Origin of the sequence: Pedobacter sp. SL55, from assembly GCF_026625705.1 — a bacterium.
GTDB lineage: Bacteria > Bacteroidota > Bacteroidia > Sphingobacteriales > Sphingobacteriaceae > Pedobacter.
The window spans coordinates 3883922-3897812 of sequence record NZ_CP113059.1 but is presented as its reverse complement, the minus strand read 5'-3'; the positions used below and the strand labels follow the sequence as shown (position 1 = coordinate 3897812).

Below are 13891 nucleotides of genomic sequence, written 5' to 3'. Positions count from 1 at the left end.
TTATTGTAGCGGTATACTTTTGTGAGCGCATAGCGAAACAAAAGATTTAGCGAAAAGAAGGACTAACTTTTATTGAAAGGATGATTTTGCTTTTCTAATTAATTTGCTTTCGTGTTTTACTTCATTGCCATCTGCTTTAGCTTCATTGCTGTCTGCTTTAGCTGATGGAAACAAAAAAGGTGCAACGTAAATGCTGCACCTTAATTATTATAAAGAAAATTTGCTGCTTATTTTAAGAATAACAATTCACGGAACTTAGGCAATGGCCATACGCTATCGTCAACAATTTGTTCTAATTTGTCGGCGTGGTAACGAATGGTATCAAAGTGAGCTTTCACTTTCTCGTCGTAAGCAATTGCTTTTTCACGGGTATCTTCGATTTTGTTTACCTCTTTACGGTCTTCTAGCATTTTATCTACGCTGTTTTTAACAATGGCCAAGTGGTTCGAAAGCTTATCGATGATAGCCAATGGCGTTGCAATAGCCTCTTTGCTTAAGCCAAGTTCTTTTAATCCTTTAGCATTTTCGATCAATGAATTTTGGTAAGCAATAACCGCAGGGATAATTTGGCTGTTGGTTACATCGCCAAATACACGAGCCTCGATTTGAAGTTTTTTGTAGAAGTTTTCTAACAAAATTTCGTGACGGGCATGTAATTCGCGTTTGCTGAATACGTTAGTTTTAGTGAAAAGCTCGGTGGTTTTCTCACTTATGTAAGCATCAAGTGCTTTAGGTGTAGTTTTGATGTTCGATAAACCACGTTTTTCTGCTTCTGCGGCCCACTCATCGCTATAGCCATTACCTTCGAAACGAATAGCTTTAGATTCTTTGATGTAACGTTTGATTACGGTCATTAAAGCAACGTCTTTTTTGTCGCCTTTTTTAATCAATTTATCTACGTCTACTTTAAATTTAGTTAACTGATCTGCAACGATAGCATTTAAAACTGTCATTGGAGCAGAAGAGTTAGCTGTAGAACCTACTGCTCTTAGCTCAAATTTGTTACCAGTAAAGGCGAAAGGAGAGGTACGGTTACGATCAGTATTATCTAATAAAATTTGAGGAATTTTAGGGATACCTAACCATAAAGAGTTATCTTCTTTCAGTTTTTTGCTTAAGCGAGAATGCTCAATTTCTTCCAAAATCTCGTCTAATTGTTGCCCTAAGAAGATAGAGATGATTGCTGGCGGAGCTTCGTTAGCGCCTAAGCGGTGATCGTTACTTACTGATGCAATACTTGCCCTTAATAAATCTGCATGCTCATGAACCGCTTTAATCGTGTTAACGAAGAAAGTTAAGAACATTAGGTTGTTTTTAGGTGTTTTGCCCGGTGCTAACAAATTTTTACCAGTATCTGTAATTAACGACCAGTTATTGTGTTTGCCAGAACCGTTGATACCTGCGTAAGGTTTTTCGTGTAATAACACTTTAAAGTTGTGACGACGAGCAACTTTCTCCATCAAATCCATCAACAATTGGTTGTGGTCAATCGCTAAGTTGATTTCTTCGTAAATAGGAGCACACTCAAATTGAGAAGGAGCTACCTCGTTGTGACGAGTTTTTAAAGGAATACCTAATTTGATTGCTTCGTTTTCGAAATCTACCATGTAGGCAAATACACGCTCTGGAATAGAACCAAAATAGTGGTCTTCTAATTGTTGTCCTTTGGCAGACATGTGGCCAAATAAAGCACGGCCAGTTAATACTAAATCTGGACGGGCGTTAAATAAAGCTAAGTCTACTAAGAAATATTCTTGCTCGATACCTAAAGATGCATTTACTTTAGATACGCTTTTATCAAAATATTGGCAAACTTCTACAGCGGCTTTATCGATAGCAGAAAGTGCTTTTAATAAAGGAGCTTTGTAGTCAAGCGCCTCGCCTGTGTAGGCAACAAATACAGTTGGAATACAAAGTGTTTTACCAGCAGAGTTTTCCATAATGAAAGCTGGAGAAGAAGGATCCCAAGCGGTGTAACCACGAGCTTCGAAAGTGTTACGGATACCACCATTAGGAAAGCTAGAAGCATCTGGCTCTTGTTGTACCAAAGCACTACCAGCAAATTTTTCGATAGCGCCATCGCCACTTGGTTCAAAGAAAGAGTCATGTTTTTCTGCAGTAGATCCAGTTAGCGGTTGAAACCAGTGGGTGTAGTGGGTAACACCTTTGCTCATTGCCCAAGATTTCATTGCTGCCGCAATTTGATTTGCATCATCTTGGTTAATTAATTCGCCTTGGTTAATAGAAGAAATTAGTTTTTCAAAAACATCTTTAGAAAGATATTCTTTCATCTTCTTTTTGTCGAAAACATTTGAGCCGTAGAAATCTGAAAGTTTAGTAGATGGTGCTGATATTTCAGGAATTTCTCTGTTTTGTGCTTCTTTTAGTGCTATGGTTCTTAAGCTTTTCATTGATTTGTTTAAATTTTTATCCAAAAATATGAAATTTTGTGATTTTTACTCTGAAAATTATTAAAAAATTGAAAAAAAATATTTTTTGATACGAATTTTTGATTTTTTAGGGTGTTTTATGTGTTTTTTGTAAGGGTTGCGAAGTTAAGTAGTGTTTACAAGTTTTTGTTTTGTACTACAAAATTCATAGCTATCTTCATCCTTATGAAAGCGAATGAAAATCTTCACGACAACAATTTTGATTTATTGAGATTGTTGGCTGCCATACAGGTATTGGTTTTACATCATTTAGCTTTTTTTACTCATAGTACCTACAGTTATAAGACGATAGAAAGTATAATATGGAATTTTCCTGGGGTTAATGTGTTTTTCTTGATTTCTGGCTACTTAATTTTCCAATCAATAGAAAGAAATAGTATTGCCACTTTTGCCATTAAAAGAATTAAAAGGATATATCCGGCGTTGGCCGTATGTTTTATTTTAACATTGGTATTACTGGTTTCTTTCAACAGCCTAAATTTAAAAGAGATATTTAGTTTAAATTTTCTGGGTTGGATCTTTGCTCAACTCACAATTTTTCAGTTCTATAATCCTGATTTGGTAAGGGATTTTGGTTTTGGTCCACCAAATGGTGCTTTGTGGACCATTTCTATAGAAATTCAGTTTTACATCTTCATTGCGGGCTTGTGGTATTGGCTGTTGAAAAACAAAGGCAAAAGACAACAAAATATTATTCTTGTTGTTCTTTTTATTATTTCTGCTACATACAACTGTTTATTTCATACTTATTTATTACCAGATAGTTTGGCTTATAAGTTGTCTTTTAACTTTATTTTATCTTACCTCTATTTTTTTATTACTGGAATATTAGTCTACATCAATAAAGATTGGTTTATTTCTAAAGTTAAAGGAAAGGCCTTCTGGTGGCTTATAAGCTTTATTGCTGTATGTTTTTTACTAGCTCATTTTCAAATCAGGTATCAACGTTATGTATTTAATAGTATAAGTTTTTTAATGTTGATATTATTAACAGGCTTAGTTTTCTCTATTGCTTACACAAAATCAAGTATATCAAGAAAAATTTTAGTTGGAAATGATATTTCCTATGGCATTTACATATACCAAATGCCCATAATCAATTTATTTTTTCATTTAAAATACAATACTAGTCTTTATAGCTTGCTCTTGTCTATTGCTATTTGCATAATTATGGGTATTTTATCTTGGGTTTTAATAGAAAAACCGATGCTAAAAAGATAAGCATAGCAGTTGATAGAGCTTTTATTGTTTATGGATTTTTATGAAAGTATGCATCATAGCTAAAAATCCTTATAGCTATGTTTAATAAATCATCAAATTTATACGATAGCGAGTGGCTCGCTCTCGTATTTGCTAACAGAAACCAAAACTATGGTGCTTACGAATTGAGAAGCCATTCTGCTAACAGGATGTTGAAAGCTTTCTTTATAGCGGCGCCGTTGTTTGTAGGTGCTTTTGTAGCTCCATCCATTATTTCTGCACTTAAAGATGCTCCAGAAGTTGTAGATCAGACAAAAATAGTTGGTGTAGAGCTTGATAACATCATTCGAGAGTTACCACCTAAAGAGCTACCAAAGGCAGAGGAAGTAGCTGCACCTAAAGAGGCTGTGCAAAAGAAATCAGTTGCTCCAAAGGTAAAATCAGTGGGTATGACAGACAATATCAAAGTTGTTAAAGATGATTTAGTTACCGCCCAGCCGCCAACTACTGATGATTTAAAAGGTGCTTTAATTGCCAATGCTACGCAAGATGGCATTGCTAGTAAAGGAAATGCTGGTTTAGAAACGGGTACAGGTGGTACTGGAGAAGGAATTGGAATTGGCGGCAACGGCACTGGAGGCAATGATATTCACAATGTTGCTACCGTAGATGTTTATCCAGAATTTCCAGGTGGGATGGATGCCTGGGCAAAATATATCCAAAGAAATTTGCGCTATCCTAGTATGGCATCAGAAAATGGTATACAGGGTAAAGTGTTTTTAAGCTTTGTAGTAGAGAAAGATGGCACCATTACCGACGTAAAAGTAACCCGAGGCATTGGCTATGGTTGTGATGACGAAGCTATGAGGGTCATTAAAAAATCGCCACGCTGGAAAGCTGGAATGCAAAATAACTTACCAGTAAGGGTGAGATACAACATGCCTATTAGTTATATGATGCAGAATTAGTTTTTGAGTTGATATTGATTTTGTATTTTGCAAAGCGATTGAAGTAATTCGGTCGCTTTTTTTTATAAACTATATTTTCTGTAATGCTTTTAGAAGTAGATGATTTAAAATGGACTGAATTTATTTCAATATATGTCGAAAAATCTCTATTTGTTAACCCGGCTTGGTTGGCTATTAGCGCATCTAGTTTCAAATTTGGCTTAAAATACTATATCTGGAAACAGGATGGTACGGAAATAATTGGCTTTCCGATTTTTTATAGAGGTAGTACAATAAAAGCCCCAACTAATTTTCATACTTTTTCTTTAGTAAGGGCTCAAGGTACCCAAGAGCAGCAAAAAACAGCTTTCGTTAATGCGTTGCAACAGTTAAAACATCAGTTTAAAGTGGTTAAATTAAAAACTGAAATAGATTTTCCGTATTTAAAAGAATTTGAAAGCGTGGGATTTAGCATTACGGAGAAATTTACTTATTTAAAAAAGCTAGATGAGCTAAATTATGCTAGAAATATTTCTAGAATGTTAAAAAGATCTTCACAAAAAAAATACACCATATCCTTGTCGGGCTCTTTCTCAAATGCCTTTTCAAAAATTTGGTCGTCTAACAAAAGGTATCTGTTTGGCAATCAAAAAAGCTTCTTTAATTTTTTTCTCAGCTTTAGTAGAAGGTGCTTTCTCGCAAGTTTTTGATCTTCATCAAGATGGCATTCACATTGCTTCGCTATTGGTAATCCAAAATCAAAAGCAACAAATTGTTTACACGTATTTGATCAGCATACCTGATAAAAAAAGACATCCTGAAGCTCAAGTATTGCTTTATGATTACTGCATGGCGCATTATAAAAATAAGGGTTATTTGTTTTGCGATTTATGTGGAGCAAACTTGCCTAGCGTAGCTAAATTTAAAGCTAAATTTAATGCCGATCTAAAATCATACAGCTATATAGTATACAATTCGGGGTATTTTAGTAAAATTGGTGAATATTTCAAAAAACTAATCTTAAAGTGGTAAAAACTGAACACCGGGATAAGGCGCTTAACTTTTATAAAGCTGATGATTGGGTAGCGAAATATGGAGGCGAAGAATGGTTTTCATCATTTCATCATCCACAATTTTTAAATGTTCATGCCTTGGTTTACAAAGTGAAACCTGTGTATTTTACCTATGTAATTAAAGGAAAAATTGTATTTGCGATAAGTTCTTTTGAAAAAGGCAATAAATTAATTGTACCCGATCATTTTTTGCGCACTGGTTTTTGGATTAATTTGGCGTTTAATGAAATTCAAATCTTAACATTTCTTCAAGAAATGCTTAAAGAATTAAAAGCTATTTATAAAAACATTAGATTTAATTTACCCGTTGAAATAACAGATGTTAGACCATTTGTATGGAGTGGTTTTAAATTCAAATTAATGCACACCTACGAGAAAAAGTTAAACACTCGTAATTACCATACAAATATTGCTAGGATGCTTAAAAAGAAGGATCCTGGTTTTACTTTTACTTGTTTAGATAGAGATTTTACCCATATTTTAGACATACACCGACGAGATTTTTATAGGTTTGGTGTGCGCAGAAAACATGTGGCGCTTTACTTACCCTTGTTGCAGAAACTGCGTAACGAAGGTTTCTTGATAGATTTAAACCTTAAATTCGAAAATGAAATAGTGGCGAGTAACTTGGTATTACTTAACAAAATGCAAAAGAAAGCCTATATTGTACTTATAGCAAGGTCGCAACAATGGTACGAATTTGGTGCACATGCCAAAATTTACGATAAATCATTCGAATATCTTAAAAATGAAGGCTATGAAGTGGCCGATTTATTTGGCGCCGATGTACCGGGCTTTGCTTTGTTTAAGCTTAAATTCGACGTAGAACTAAAACTACTATCAAGTATATTACAATGCTAAATCAAATTTAAGTGATAAAATCATAGCCAAAATAAAATACTTTTTAAAAAAAGTAATACCTTAATCTCATCTTAACTAACAAACTTTAGTTGTTGTAAATGACTTTAAAAAAGGTAAATGAAACAGATTGGGCTTTAGCTTTTCAAAAAGGCTTTCACAGTATATTTTTTGACCCAAAATATCTAAATGTGGTTAAAGATGCTTTTGGGTACGAATTAAATTATTACACCTTTGTTAAAGGAAATAAATTGTTGTTTGCTGCAGCGATGTTCTCTAAAAACGGAAATATAGTGGTGCCATACGCATTTACATACAATTCTATTTATTTTGATCAAGCCGTAGGTGATATTGTATATATCCAAATATTTGAAGATTTTATTGAACTGTTAAAAAAGGATTTTAAAAATCTTTCGTTAAGATTACCACCAAACATTACGGATATAAGACCCTTTAAGTGGAGTGGATTTGAAATCACAAATAGTTATACCTATATTAAAGATCCCACAGCTAAGATTAAGCATAAGTTGCTGAAGAAAGTTAGTATTACCGATAAAAATTTAACCTTTGTAGAAGAAGAGATTAGTGAAGCAAATCTAACGCAGCATTTACATGCTTGCTTTAGGTACGGGCTGTCTAAAAACTATTATGAAGACTATAAAGAGCTTTTCTTAGGCTTAGCCAATAAAAAATATTTGAAGCTACTCTCTTTGTATAAAAGTGATTCTTTGGTAACAGCGCAGATCGCACTGGTTGATAGTAGTATTAAAACTTTATACACGCTTTTTTTTAACGATTTTGGAAATAATACCTATGTAGGCTCGCTAAATTTAGCCACATTTAATTGGTGTGTAGAAAATGGAATAACTCAAGTAGATATGGTAGGTGCTAATGATAAAGGTATTGCCAATTTTAAATATTCTTTTAATGCGCAGTTAACGCCTTATTTTTCGGTTAGCTATAATCGTAACAAATTTTTATTAAAAACGGCATTGCAAAAAGCCAAAGGCTATCTTAAGAAAATATTGAAACGATGAACGAAGAACAAAAGCTCAACGTTATTTTTTTCCAGCCTGGTTCCCTAATAAAAAAAATCCATTAGGTGGAAAATTTTTGCTGGAGCAAGCAAAAGCGTTACAAGATCGAGTTAACATTACTATTATTCATATTGATGCCGACCCCGATCTAAAGACTTGGTTTCTTTTTTCTCGTGAAATAATTGAGGGCTTTGAAGTAAGTAAAATTTCTTTTAGAAAATTAACGAAAAAAAATGTTTTTCGGCTTAATGCTATTTTTTACGGACTATGTGTAGTTTATCTATTGCTTAAAGAGCGTAAAAAGTATAGAAAAGCAGACATAAACCATGTGCATGTGCTCACAAGAACAGCAGTATTGCCGTATTTTATTAAATTTTTTTACAATGTACCGTACGTAATAACTGAGCATTGGAGTAGATATTTTCCTGAAAATAACGGATATCATGGATTTTTTAAAAAAATAGCTACAAAATTTTTGGTTAGTAAGAGTAATGGGTTAGCTACGGTATCTAAGGCGCTAAAGCAAAGTATGGATAAATTTGATTTGTTTCATCAAAATGCCTTGGTAATTTCTAATGCAATAGATACAGAAAAGTACAATATTGTTATGGCTCCGCCCAATGAAAAGTTTTTGATTTTGCACGTTTCGGGGTTAAATGATGGCGTTAAAAATGTAACTGGAATACTAAGAGCTGTTAAAATTCTTTCGGAAAACGGAAAGAATAATTTTGAGATGGTAATTGTTGGCGACGATGAAATAGAAGGGCCTGTAATTAGAAAGTACGCTGCAGATTTAGGTCTTAGCAATGTAGAATTTACGGGGAAACTATATGGTAATGCATTGTTGTCTTATTATCAAAAAGCAAATGTTTTTGTGCTAAATAGCAATTTCGAAACACAATCTTGCGTAGTTTTGGAGGCTATGAGCTGCGGATTGCCCGTTATTGCCACCAAAGTAGGCGGCGTTCCAGAAATAATGACTAGCGAAACTGGTATCTTGATTAACCCTAAAGACGATTCGATGTTGGTTTTAGCTATCTCAAAAATGATAGACAATGAGGTATCTTTTCACAGAAGTAAAATTAGAAAACACGCTGTTGATAATTTTGGCTACACTAAAGTGGCCGAAATGATAATGTCTTTTTATAAAAAAGCGATTGAATAGTTTACTTTCTCGCTAAAGTTGTACATTTTGGTAAAGCCAAATTTTCGCATATTTTACCCTGTAAAATCAACGCATTAAATAAATTTTTCCAAAGTTTTTCTTGAAAAAATTATCGGTAGTATTGCTTCTATGTTTAATTTCCGATTTGTCGTTGTTTTCTACTATGACGTTATAAAAGTAAACGCCATTAGCTAATCGATCTCCAAATTGGTCTGTACCATCCCAAGTAAAATCTGAGATATTGTTACCAATATTAATATTTCCTAATTCATTCTTAAACACTTCTCTTACTATTTTACCCGTTACCGTCATGATCTGTATTTTTATTTGGTCTGGTACTTTTCCGGTCACCTGAAATACGAACTTCATCGATGTGGTAAAAGGATTTGGGTATGGTAAAAAATTAGTGATGGTTTGTTCATTTATTACTTCAAAGTTTACTAGGTAATCGTTGGTGGTGTTATAATTGCCGCTAGCGTCTTTCCCTCTTAATTTTAAGGTGTACCTGCCATCTGCTAATGTATTTGGGGTATATAGAAAATCTATCTTGTTTTGATTAGCTGTGCCTATATTTTGTATGTTAATCTTGTTATCGCTAAATGCAATTCTTTTAAAATTTTGTTCATTTTCAGTTTTTATATAGAGCTCAATGCTATTGGTATCGGCAAGTAATAAATGTTTGTTTTCATCGGCAATACTGATTGAAATTTTAGGACTTGGAGAAACTAGCTCTCCATTTATGATGCGCTTATTGTCAAAAAAAACATCGATAATAGGCTCTTTGTTGTCTGATACTACATTGAAATTATAGCTCACGTAGTTGTTAAGCTCATTTTTATCTTTTCCATTTTTTGGTTGTAGTGATAGTTGAATTGCGTTTTCGCCAACTAACTGATTGGTGGGGTATGAAAATTTAACCGTTTCTATAGCACCATAGCTTAGTGGATTAAGCGTTTTTATTAATCCATTTACCACAGTTCTATCTGCTTTGGTAAGCTTGTAATTTACTAATACCTCATCAGAAATTGTCTTTTCTAAGTTGCTAACTCCGATAGAAAGCTTTATAGAATCGCCTTCGTTTAGGCTATTACTATAAAAGCTGTTGGCAATATCAGTATTAAAGGTAACATCTGGGTAGGGGTTATAAATTACTCTCCAGCCTTTAAAATTAGCAAGGGTATTGTTTTGATTGTCTGTTGCTTTAATTCCTAGCTTAATAAAAGGGTAATTGTCTGCTGGTATATCGGTAAGAGCTGTAGTATGGTTGGTTAGGTTGGTCTTCAAAAGAGTTTGCGTACCATTTTTATCAACACCTATAATATCGTAAGTTAAAATGTCTGATGCCTCTTGGTCTAAATTAAATACAGCCTTTGTCCAATTGTTAGCAGGCCCAATTAATTCTGAAGTCATTGTTCCATTGTTCCATGGGTACAAGAAATCGTAAGAAAAATCTATAATTTGTGCTGTAGCCGGAGTAGTAGAGGTATAATCGGCCGTTAGCTCTAAAGGTTTTATTTTTTTGTTTACTTTTTTCTGTGTCCAAAAGGCGTAAGGTTCGCCATTGTTTATACTAGTAATTTTTGTAAGTCCCAAGCTTGTAAGTAGGTCTTGTGTAGCTTGTGGTAAACCTTTAGGGTTAAAATTCTTTCCGTTAAAACCCGCTACATAAAAACCCTCTGGAATGTTTCTTAGGTAATTTGTTAAAGAGTCTACATCAGTAGCATTATTTGTATTAAAGAAGAACTGTCCTGTGCCATAGGCATCGGCAGAGCCTCCTGATGGAAAGTTATAAGCACTGCTGTAACTGTACATTTTATAGGTAACATTTGGGTTAAAAGCCGCAATTGCAAAGCCCTCAAAGTCTGCTGATGAAAAAGATAGTGCACCTACAGTAACACCAACCCTAATTCGTCTATCTGCTGCCGCGGCACCATCGTTACCCTTGGTTTTAATTTGTATAGGAAAAGCCGTTGATGTAAATTCAAATTTTTTATCTTCATTGTTAAACACGATATTGTTTCCTATAATATTGTTGTATTGCTGATAGTGGGATTGGTTCCAGCCGTAAGTAACATTATCCATATAGGTAAATGAGCTAGTTTGCCATTCGCTACTTTGGCCATTTTCGTTAATTTGTTTTGCTCTCCAATAATAAACTTTGCCATTTTCTGCATTAAATGTAGGTTTCCATGATGCAAATGCTTTACTACTTATGTTTGGAGAGCTTTTTTTCCAATTACTATCAAACGTAATAACGCTATCTATTTCGAAAACATAATTTTTATTGGCACTAAACAGGTCATTAGCCTGCACTTTTAGTTCTACGTTGGCATCATTGGTTATCGCAAAATTAGATGGAGAAATAATGGTAATGCCTGTTGATTGTAAAATGTGGTTAAAAACTCCGGTGTTGTTGGTTTTGCTTATTTCGGAAATACTATTTGTTGGGTCAATTACAAACGTAAATTTGTTATTTCCGGCAATATTAGGCAGCGTGTTATCAAGCTCTACCAATATGGTATCTGTATTTAATATTTTGTTATAGTTAACAACAGGATAGTTAATTGTAGTGTTGTTTGGTAACGTTCTGCTTACTTGTATAGGTACACTATTTGAATTTGCTTTGCCAATATTTTTTACAATAGCGAATAACTTAACAACAGGAGAATTAACCGTTAAATTTTTATCTTGTAGTCCAATATCTTGATCTTTTATTTCATAATCGGGCATGGTTGGCGAATAGAAATTAATGGTAGGATCTCCTAAAAAGATATACTGACGTAAATGTGCTTTGTTTAAATTATCGTTTGCAGACTGATAAGCCCTTGCAGTACGAGACATGTTCTGAGCAATAGAACTACCGTAGTTGCTATTAAATGAATTTTGAAAAAGAAGGTTGGTGTAGTTAAACAAATAAGAGGCCACGCCTTCGCTGCTTGTACCTATCCAGGCAATAGCGCCTTTATTGTTTTGAAAGATATAATCTTCTCCTAACGAACCATTTACAAAAGCATTTCCTGTACTGCAACCATTAATAATATATACTAGTAGTTTGCTGGCATTGTTAAGATACGATGGATTGCCTATGGAAACGGCTGTACTGGTGGTGCTTCCGTGGCCCAAAAAGTTTAATAGCCCCACGCCACCATTAATATTTTCACTTATTTTAGACATTAAATTGTCCGTTATGGGGTCGGTTACCGATTTATAGTAATTAATGGTTTTTGCACCAAAATATTCCTTCTCGGCTACAGAAGAGAGGCTTTTAAGATATTGAGAGAAAGAAGCATCTTCCGAGCTATTTGCTCCTCCGGTAATGTTGATGATGTTTTTTCTCCAAGTTTCATTACCCTGTTGATCGTACTGTTTTAATTTGTTCAAGTAAGTTAATACTTCGGTATTTGTTTTCGCTGGAATTCTACCTGTAGCGAGCGCTGGAGCCATGTTCTGGTCTATGATTTCTGAAGTAAGGTAACTATCAGAAGATGGATAGCCCATGGTTGGAACTAAATCTTCATTTAACCTGAATTTTGGAGTTTCATAACCTTTTCCCAGCAGTAAAAGATATTCGGGCTTTGTAGTGATGGTGCCGTTAAGCAATAAGTACCTCACAAAATTTTTAATTGCTAGCGGATGGTGCTGGCCATAAAAAAACTGGTTGTAAAGCTCATCGGTAGTAATTACTAAAGTGTTATAGCCTTTAGATGTTTTATAAGATGCATATTCATTTGCAGATGCCAACAAACTCTGATGAGTCACAATCAATAATTTAGCGTTAAAATTGTTGGCTTTTATTAAATTAAAAGTAATGGGCTCAACGCTTGGAGTTTTATATGCATTTGAGGCATAAACGTGCAATAAATTATCTTCAAAGTTTCTTACAATAAAACTTGTTGTAGTTCCCGATTTCGAACCACTGTATCTAAGTGCGTTTGTTTCGTCTATAACGTATGCTTCACTCCAATTGTTATTGGTAAAATTCAGCAAAGCTTCAGTTGCATTACCATATATTTTAAAGGGCAGATAATTAAAATTTGCAGCATCTAAACTTCTAGCATAGGTTATTCGGGCATAGGCAGCGGCCTGAAAATCGGTTACGGCACCCAAATCATTAATAGACGAGAAGTTTACTGTAGTTGTGGCATTAGTTATTAAGCTATAAGAAAGATCTATCGTGGCTTTTGATATTTCGTATCCTTTAAATGAAGCATCTGTAAGCGTATTGTTGTTAATGCTTATTCTAAGGTGGTGGTTGTAGCCGTTTGCATTTGTTGTGTTTGCATTTGATCTACCGGCTACGTAATAAGATAGCTTAGGCGTGTAGCTGCCTGCATTTACGGCATTTGCGGTAGGCAACGTACGGCTCTGTGTGGCACCAATGCCATATAAACTACCTAAATAACCTTCGCCTTCCTGATATTCGGAAAGCGACATTACGTCTATAAGATAACTGCCGGGATAATAAGATTCAGCAAAATTTGCTGATGAAGTGTATATGATAAACGGCTCTGGGGTTAAATTACTGTTGTTAAGGCTTGTATTTACATATCTTTTTCCGGCACTACTACCTACGGTTAAAAAATAATAGGACTCTTCTGCGTACAGGCTTACCTCAGTATTGGGTTGTAAATTGGAAGGATAAAGAGATTCGTCTAATTTTCCGTCATTTTTTTTACCATAAAACTCAATAAATTCTCCGTTTTCGAAAGTTGGGTTATTATTCCCTTCCAAATAAATTGGAATTTCTATGCCTCTGTAAAAAACTTGAAAATTCTGCACATTCGGATTTTCTGCTAAGAAACCAGCAGCAGCTAATTGGCTATAAGAAATACGATGAATACCATTTTCAGAAACCTTAATCTTTACATACTTCTGGTTTTCTTTTATCCATTCGTTGCCATACGGATTTTGAGCAATAAGGCTAAAGGTTGTAGCAAATAAAATTAGTGTAAATAGGTATTTATACATTTTTCAAAAAATAGCCAAATGGAATCAATTCACTAAAATAACATTTTGTATGATTAATGCTCCTATCTAATTCTTAAAATAAACTAACATTGTGTATCTAGTCTGTAATCTAAGTTGTTGAAATATATTTTGTAAACTGATTTTTACTCCTTGCTTTTAAGTTTTGTAAAGCTTTTAATCTTCATTAGATATG

General features: G+C 34.2%; 8 protein-coding genes. 6 read left to right on the top strand and 2 right to left on the bottom strand.

Going from position 1 to position 13891, the window contains the following annotated elements; all coding sequences use genetic code 11:
• Positions 1–227: 227 nt before the first annotated feature.
• Complete coding sequence (locus OVA16_RS17415; protein ID WP_267762108.1) at positions 228–2411, bottom strand: glutamine synthetase III; 2184 nt, start codon at positions 2409–2411, stop codon at positions 228–230.
• Between the two features lie 204 nt (positions 2412–2615).
• On the opposite strand from OVA16_RS17415, the gene OVA16_RS17410 reads away from it, so the two are divergent.
• The 6 genes from OVA16_RS17410 (at position 2616) to OVA16_RS17385 (ending at position 8730) form a co-directional block, all read left to right on the top strand.
• On the top strand, positions 2616–3671 hold the full coding sequence (locus OVA16_RS17410; RefSeq protein ID WP_267762105.1) for an acyltransferase family protein: 1056 nt from the start codon (positions 2616–2618) through the stop codon (positions 3669–3671).
• Between the two features lie 77 nt (positions 3672–3748).
• Complete coding sequence (locus OVA16_RS17405; protein WP_267762103.1) at positions 3749–4618, top strand: energy transducer TonB; 870 nt, start codon at positions 3749–3751, stop codon at positions 4616–4618.
• Between the two features lie 83 nt (positions 4619–4701).
• Positions 4702–5307: a hypothetical protein gene (locus OVA16_RS17400; RefSeq protein WP_267762100.1), complete on the top strand. Its 606-nt coding sequence runs from the start codon at positions 4702–4704 to the stop codon at positions 5305–5307.
• 315 nt (positions 5308–5622) lie between these two features.
• Positions 5623–6531, top strand: coding sequence for a hypothetical protein (locus OVA16_RS17395; protein WP_267762097.1), 909 nt, complete (start codon positions 5623–5625; stop codon positions 6529–6531).
• 98 nt (positions 6532–6629) lie between these two features.
• Positions 6630–7565 carry a hypothetical protein gene (locus tag OVA16_RS17390; protein ID WP_267762094.1) on the top strand — a complete coding sequence of 312 codons (936 nt, stop codon included), beginning with the start codon at positions 6630–6632 and terminating at the stop codon, positions 7563–7565.
• A 76-nt stretch (positions 7566–7641) separates the two neighbouring features.
• Positions 7642–8730 (top strand): glycosyltransferase, encoded by a 1089-nt coding sequence (locus tag OVA16_RS17385; RefSeq protein WP_267762092.1) that lies wholly within the window; start codon positions 7642–7644, stop codon positions 8728–8730.
• A gap of 66 nt (positions 8731–8796) precedes the next feature.
• Here the strand turns inward: OVA16_RS17385 and OVA16_RS17380 are convergent, their stop codons facing one another.
• Positions 8797–13698: a C25 family cysteine peptidase gene (locus tag OVA16_RS17380; RefSeq protein WP_267762090.1), complete on the bottom strand. Its 4902-nt coding sequence runs from the start codon at positions 13696–13698 to the stop codon at positions 8797–8799.
• Positions 13699–13891: the final 193 nt, after the last annotated feature.

What these genes read in the sequence shown, in the direction of transcription:
- OVA16_RS17415 (WP_267762108.1), bottom strand. Translation starts at nt 2,411, where the DNA reads ATGAAAAGCTTAAGAACCATAGCACTAAAAGAAGCACAAAACAGAGAA.
- OVA16_RS17410 (WP_267762105.1), top strand. Translation starts at nt 2,616, where the DNA reads ATGAAAGCGAATGAAAATCTTCACGACAACAATTTTGATTTATTGAGA.
- OVA16_RS17405 (WP_267762103.1), top strand. Translation starts at nt 3,749, where the DNA reads ATGTTTAATAAATCATCAAATTTATACGATAGCGAGTGGCTCGCTCTC.
- OVA16_RS17400 (WP_267762100.1), top strand. Translation starts at nt 4,702, where the DNA reads ATGCTTTTAGAAGTAGATGATTTAAAATGGACTGAATTTATTTCAATA.
- OVA16_RS17390 (WP_267762094.1), top strand. Translation starts at nt 6,630, where the DNA reads ATGACTTTAAAAAAGGTAAATGAAACAGATTGGGCTTTAGCTTTTCAA.
- OVA16_RS17380 (WP_267762090.1), bottom strand. Translation starts at nt 13,698, where the DNA reads ATGTATAAATACCTATTTACACTAATTTTATTTGCTACAACCTTTAGC.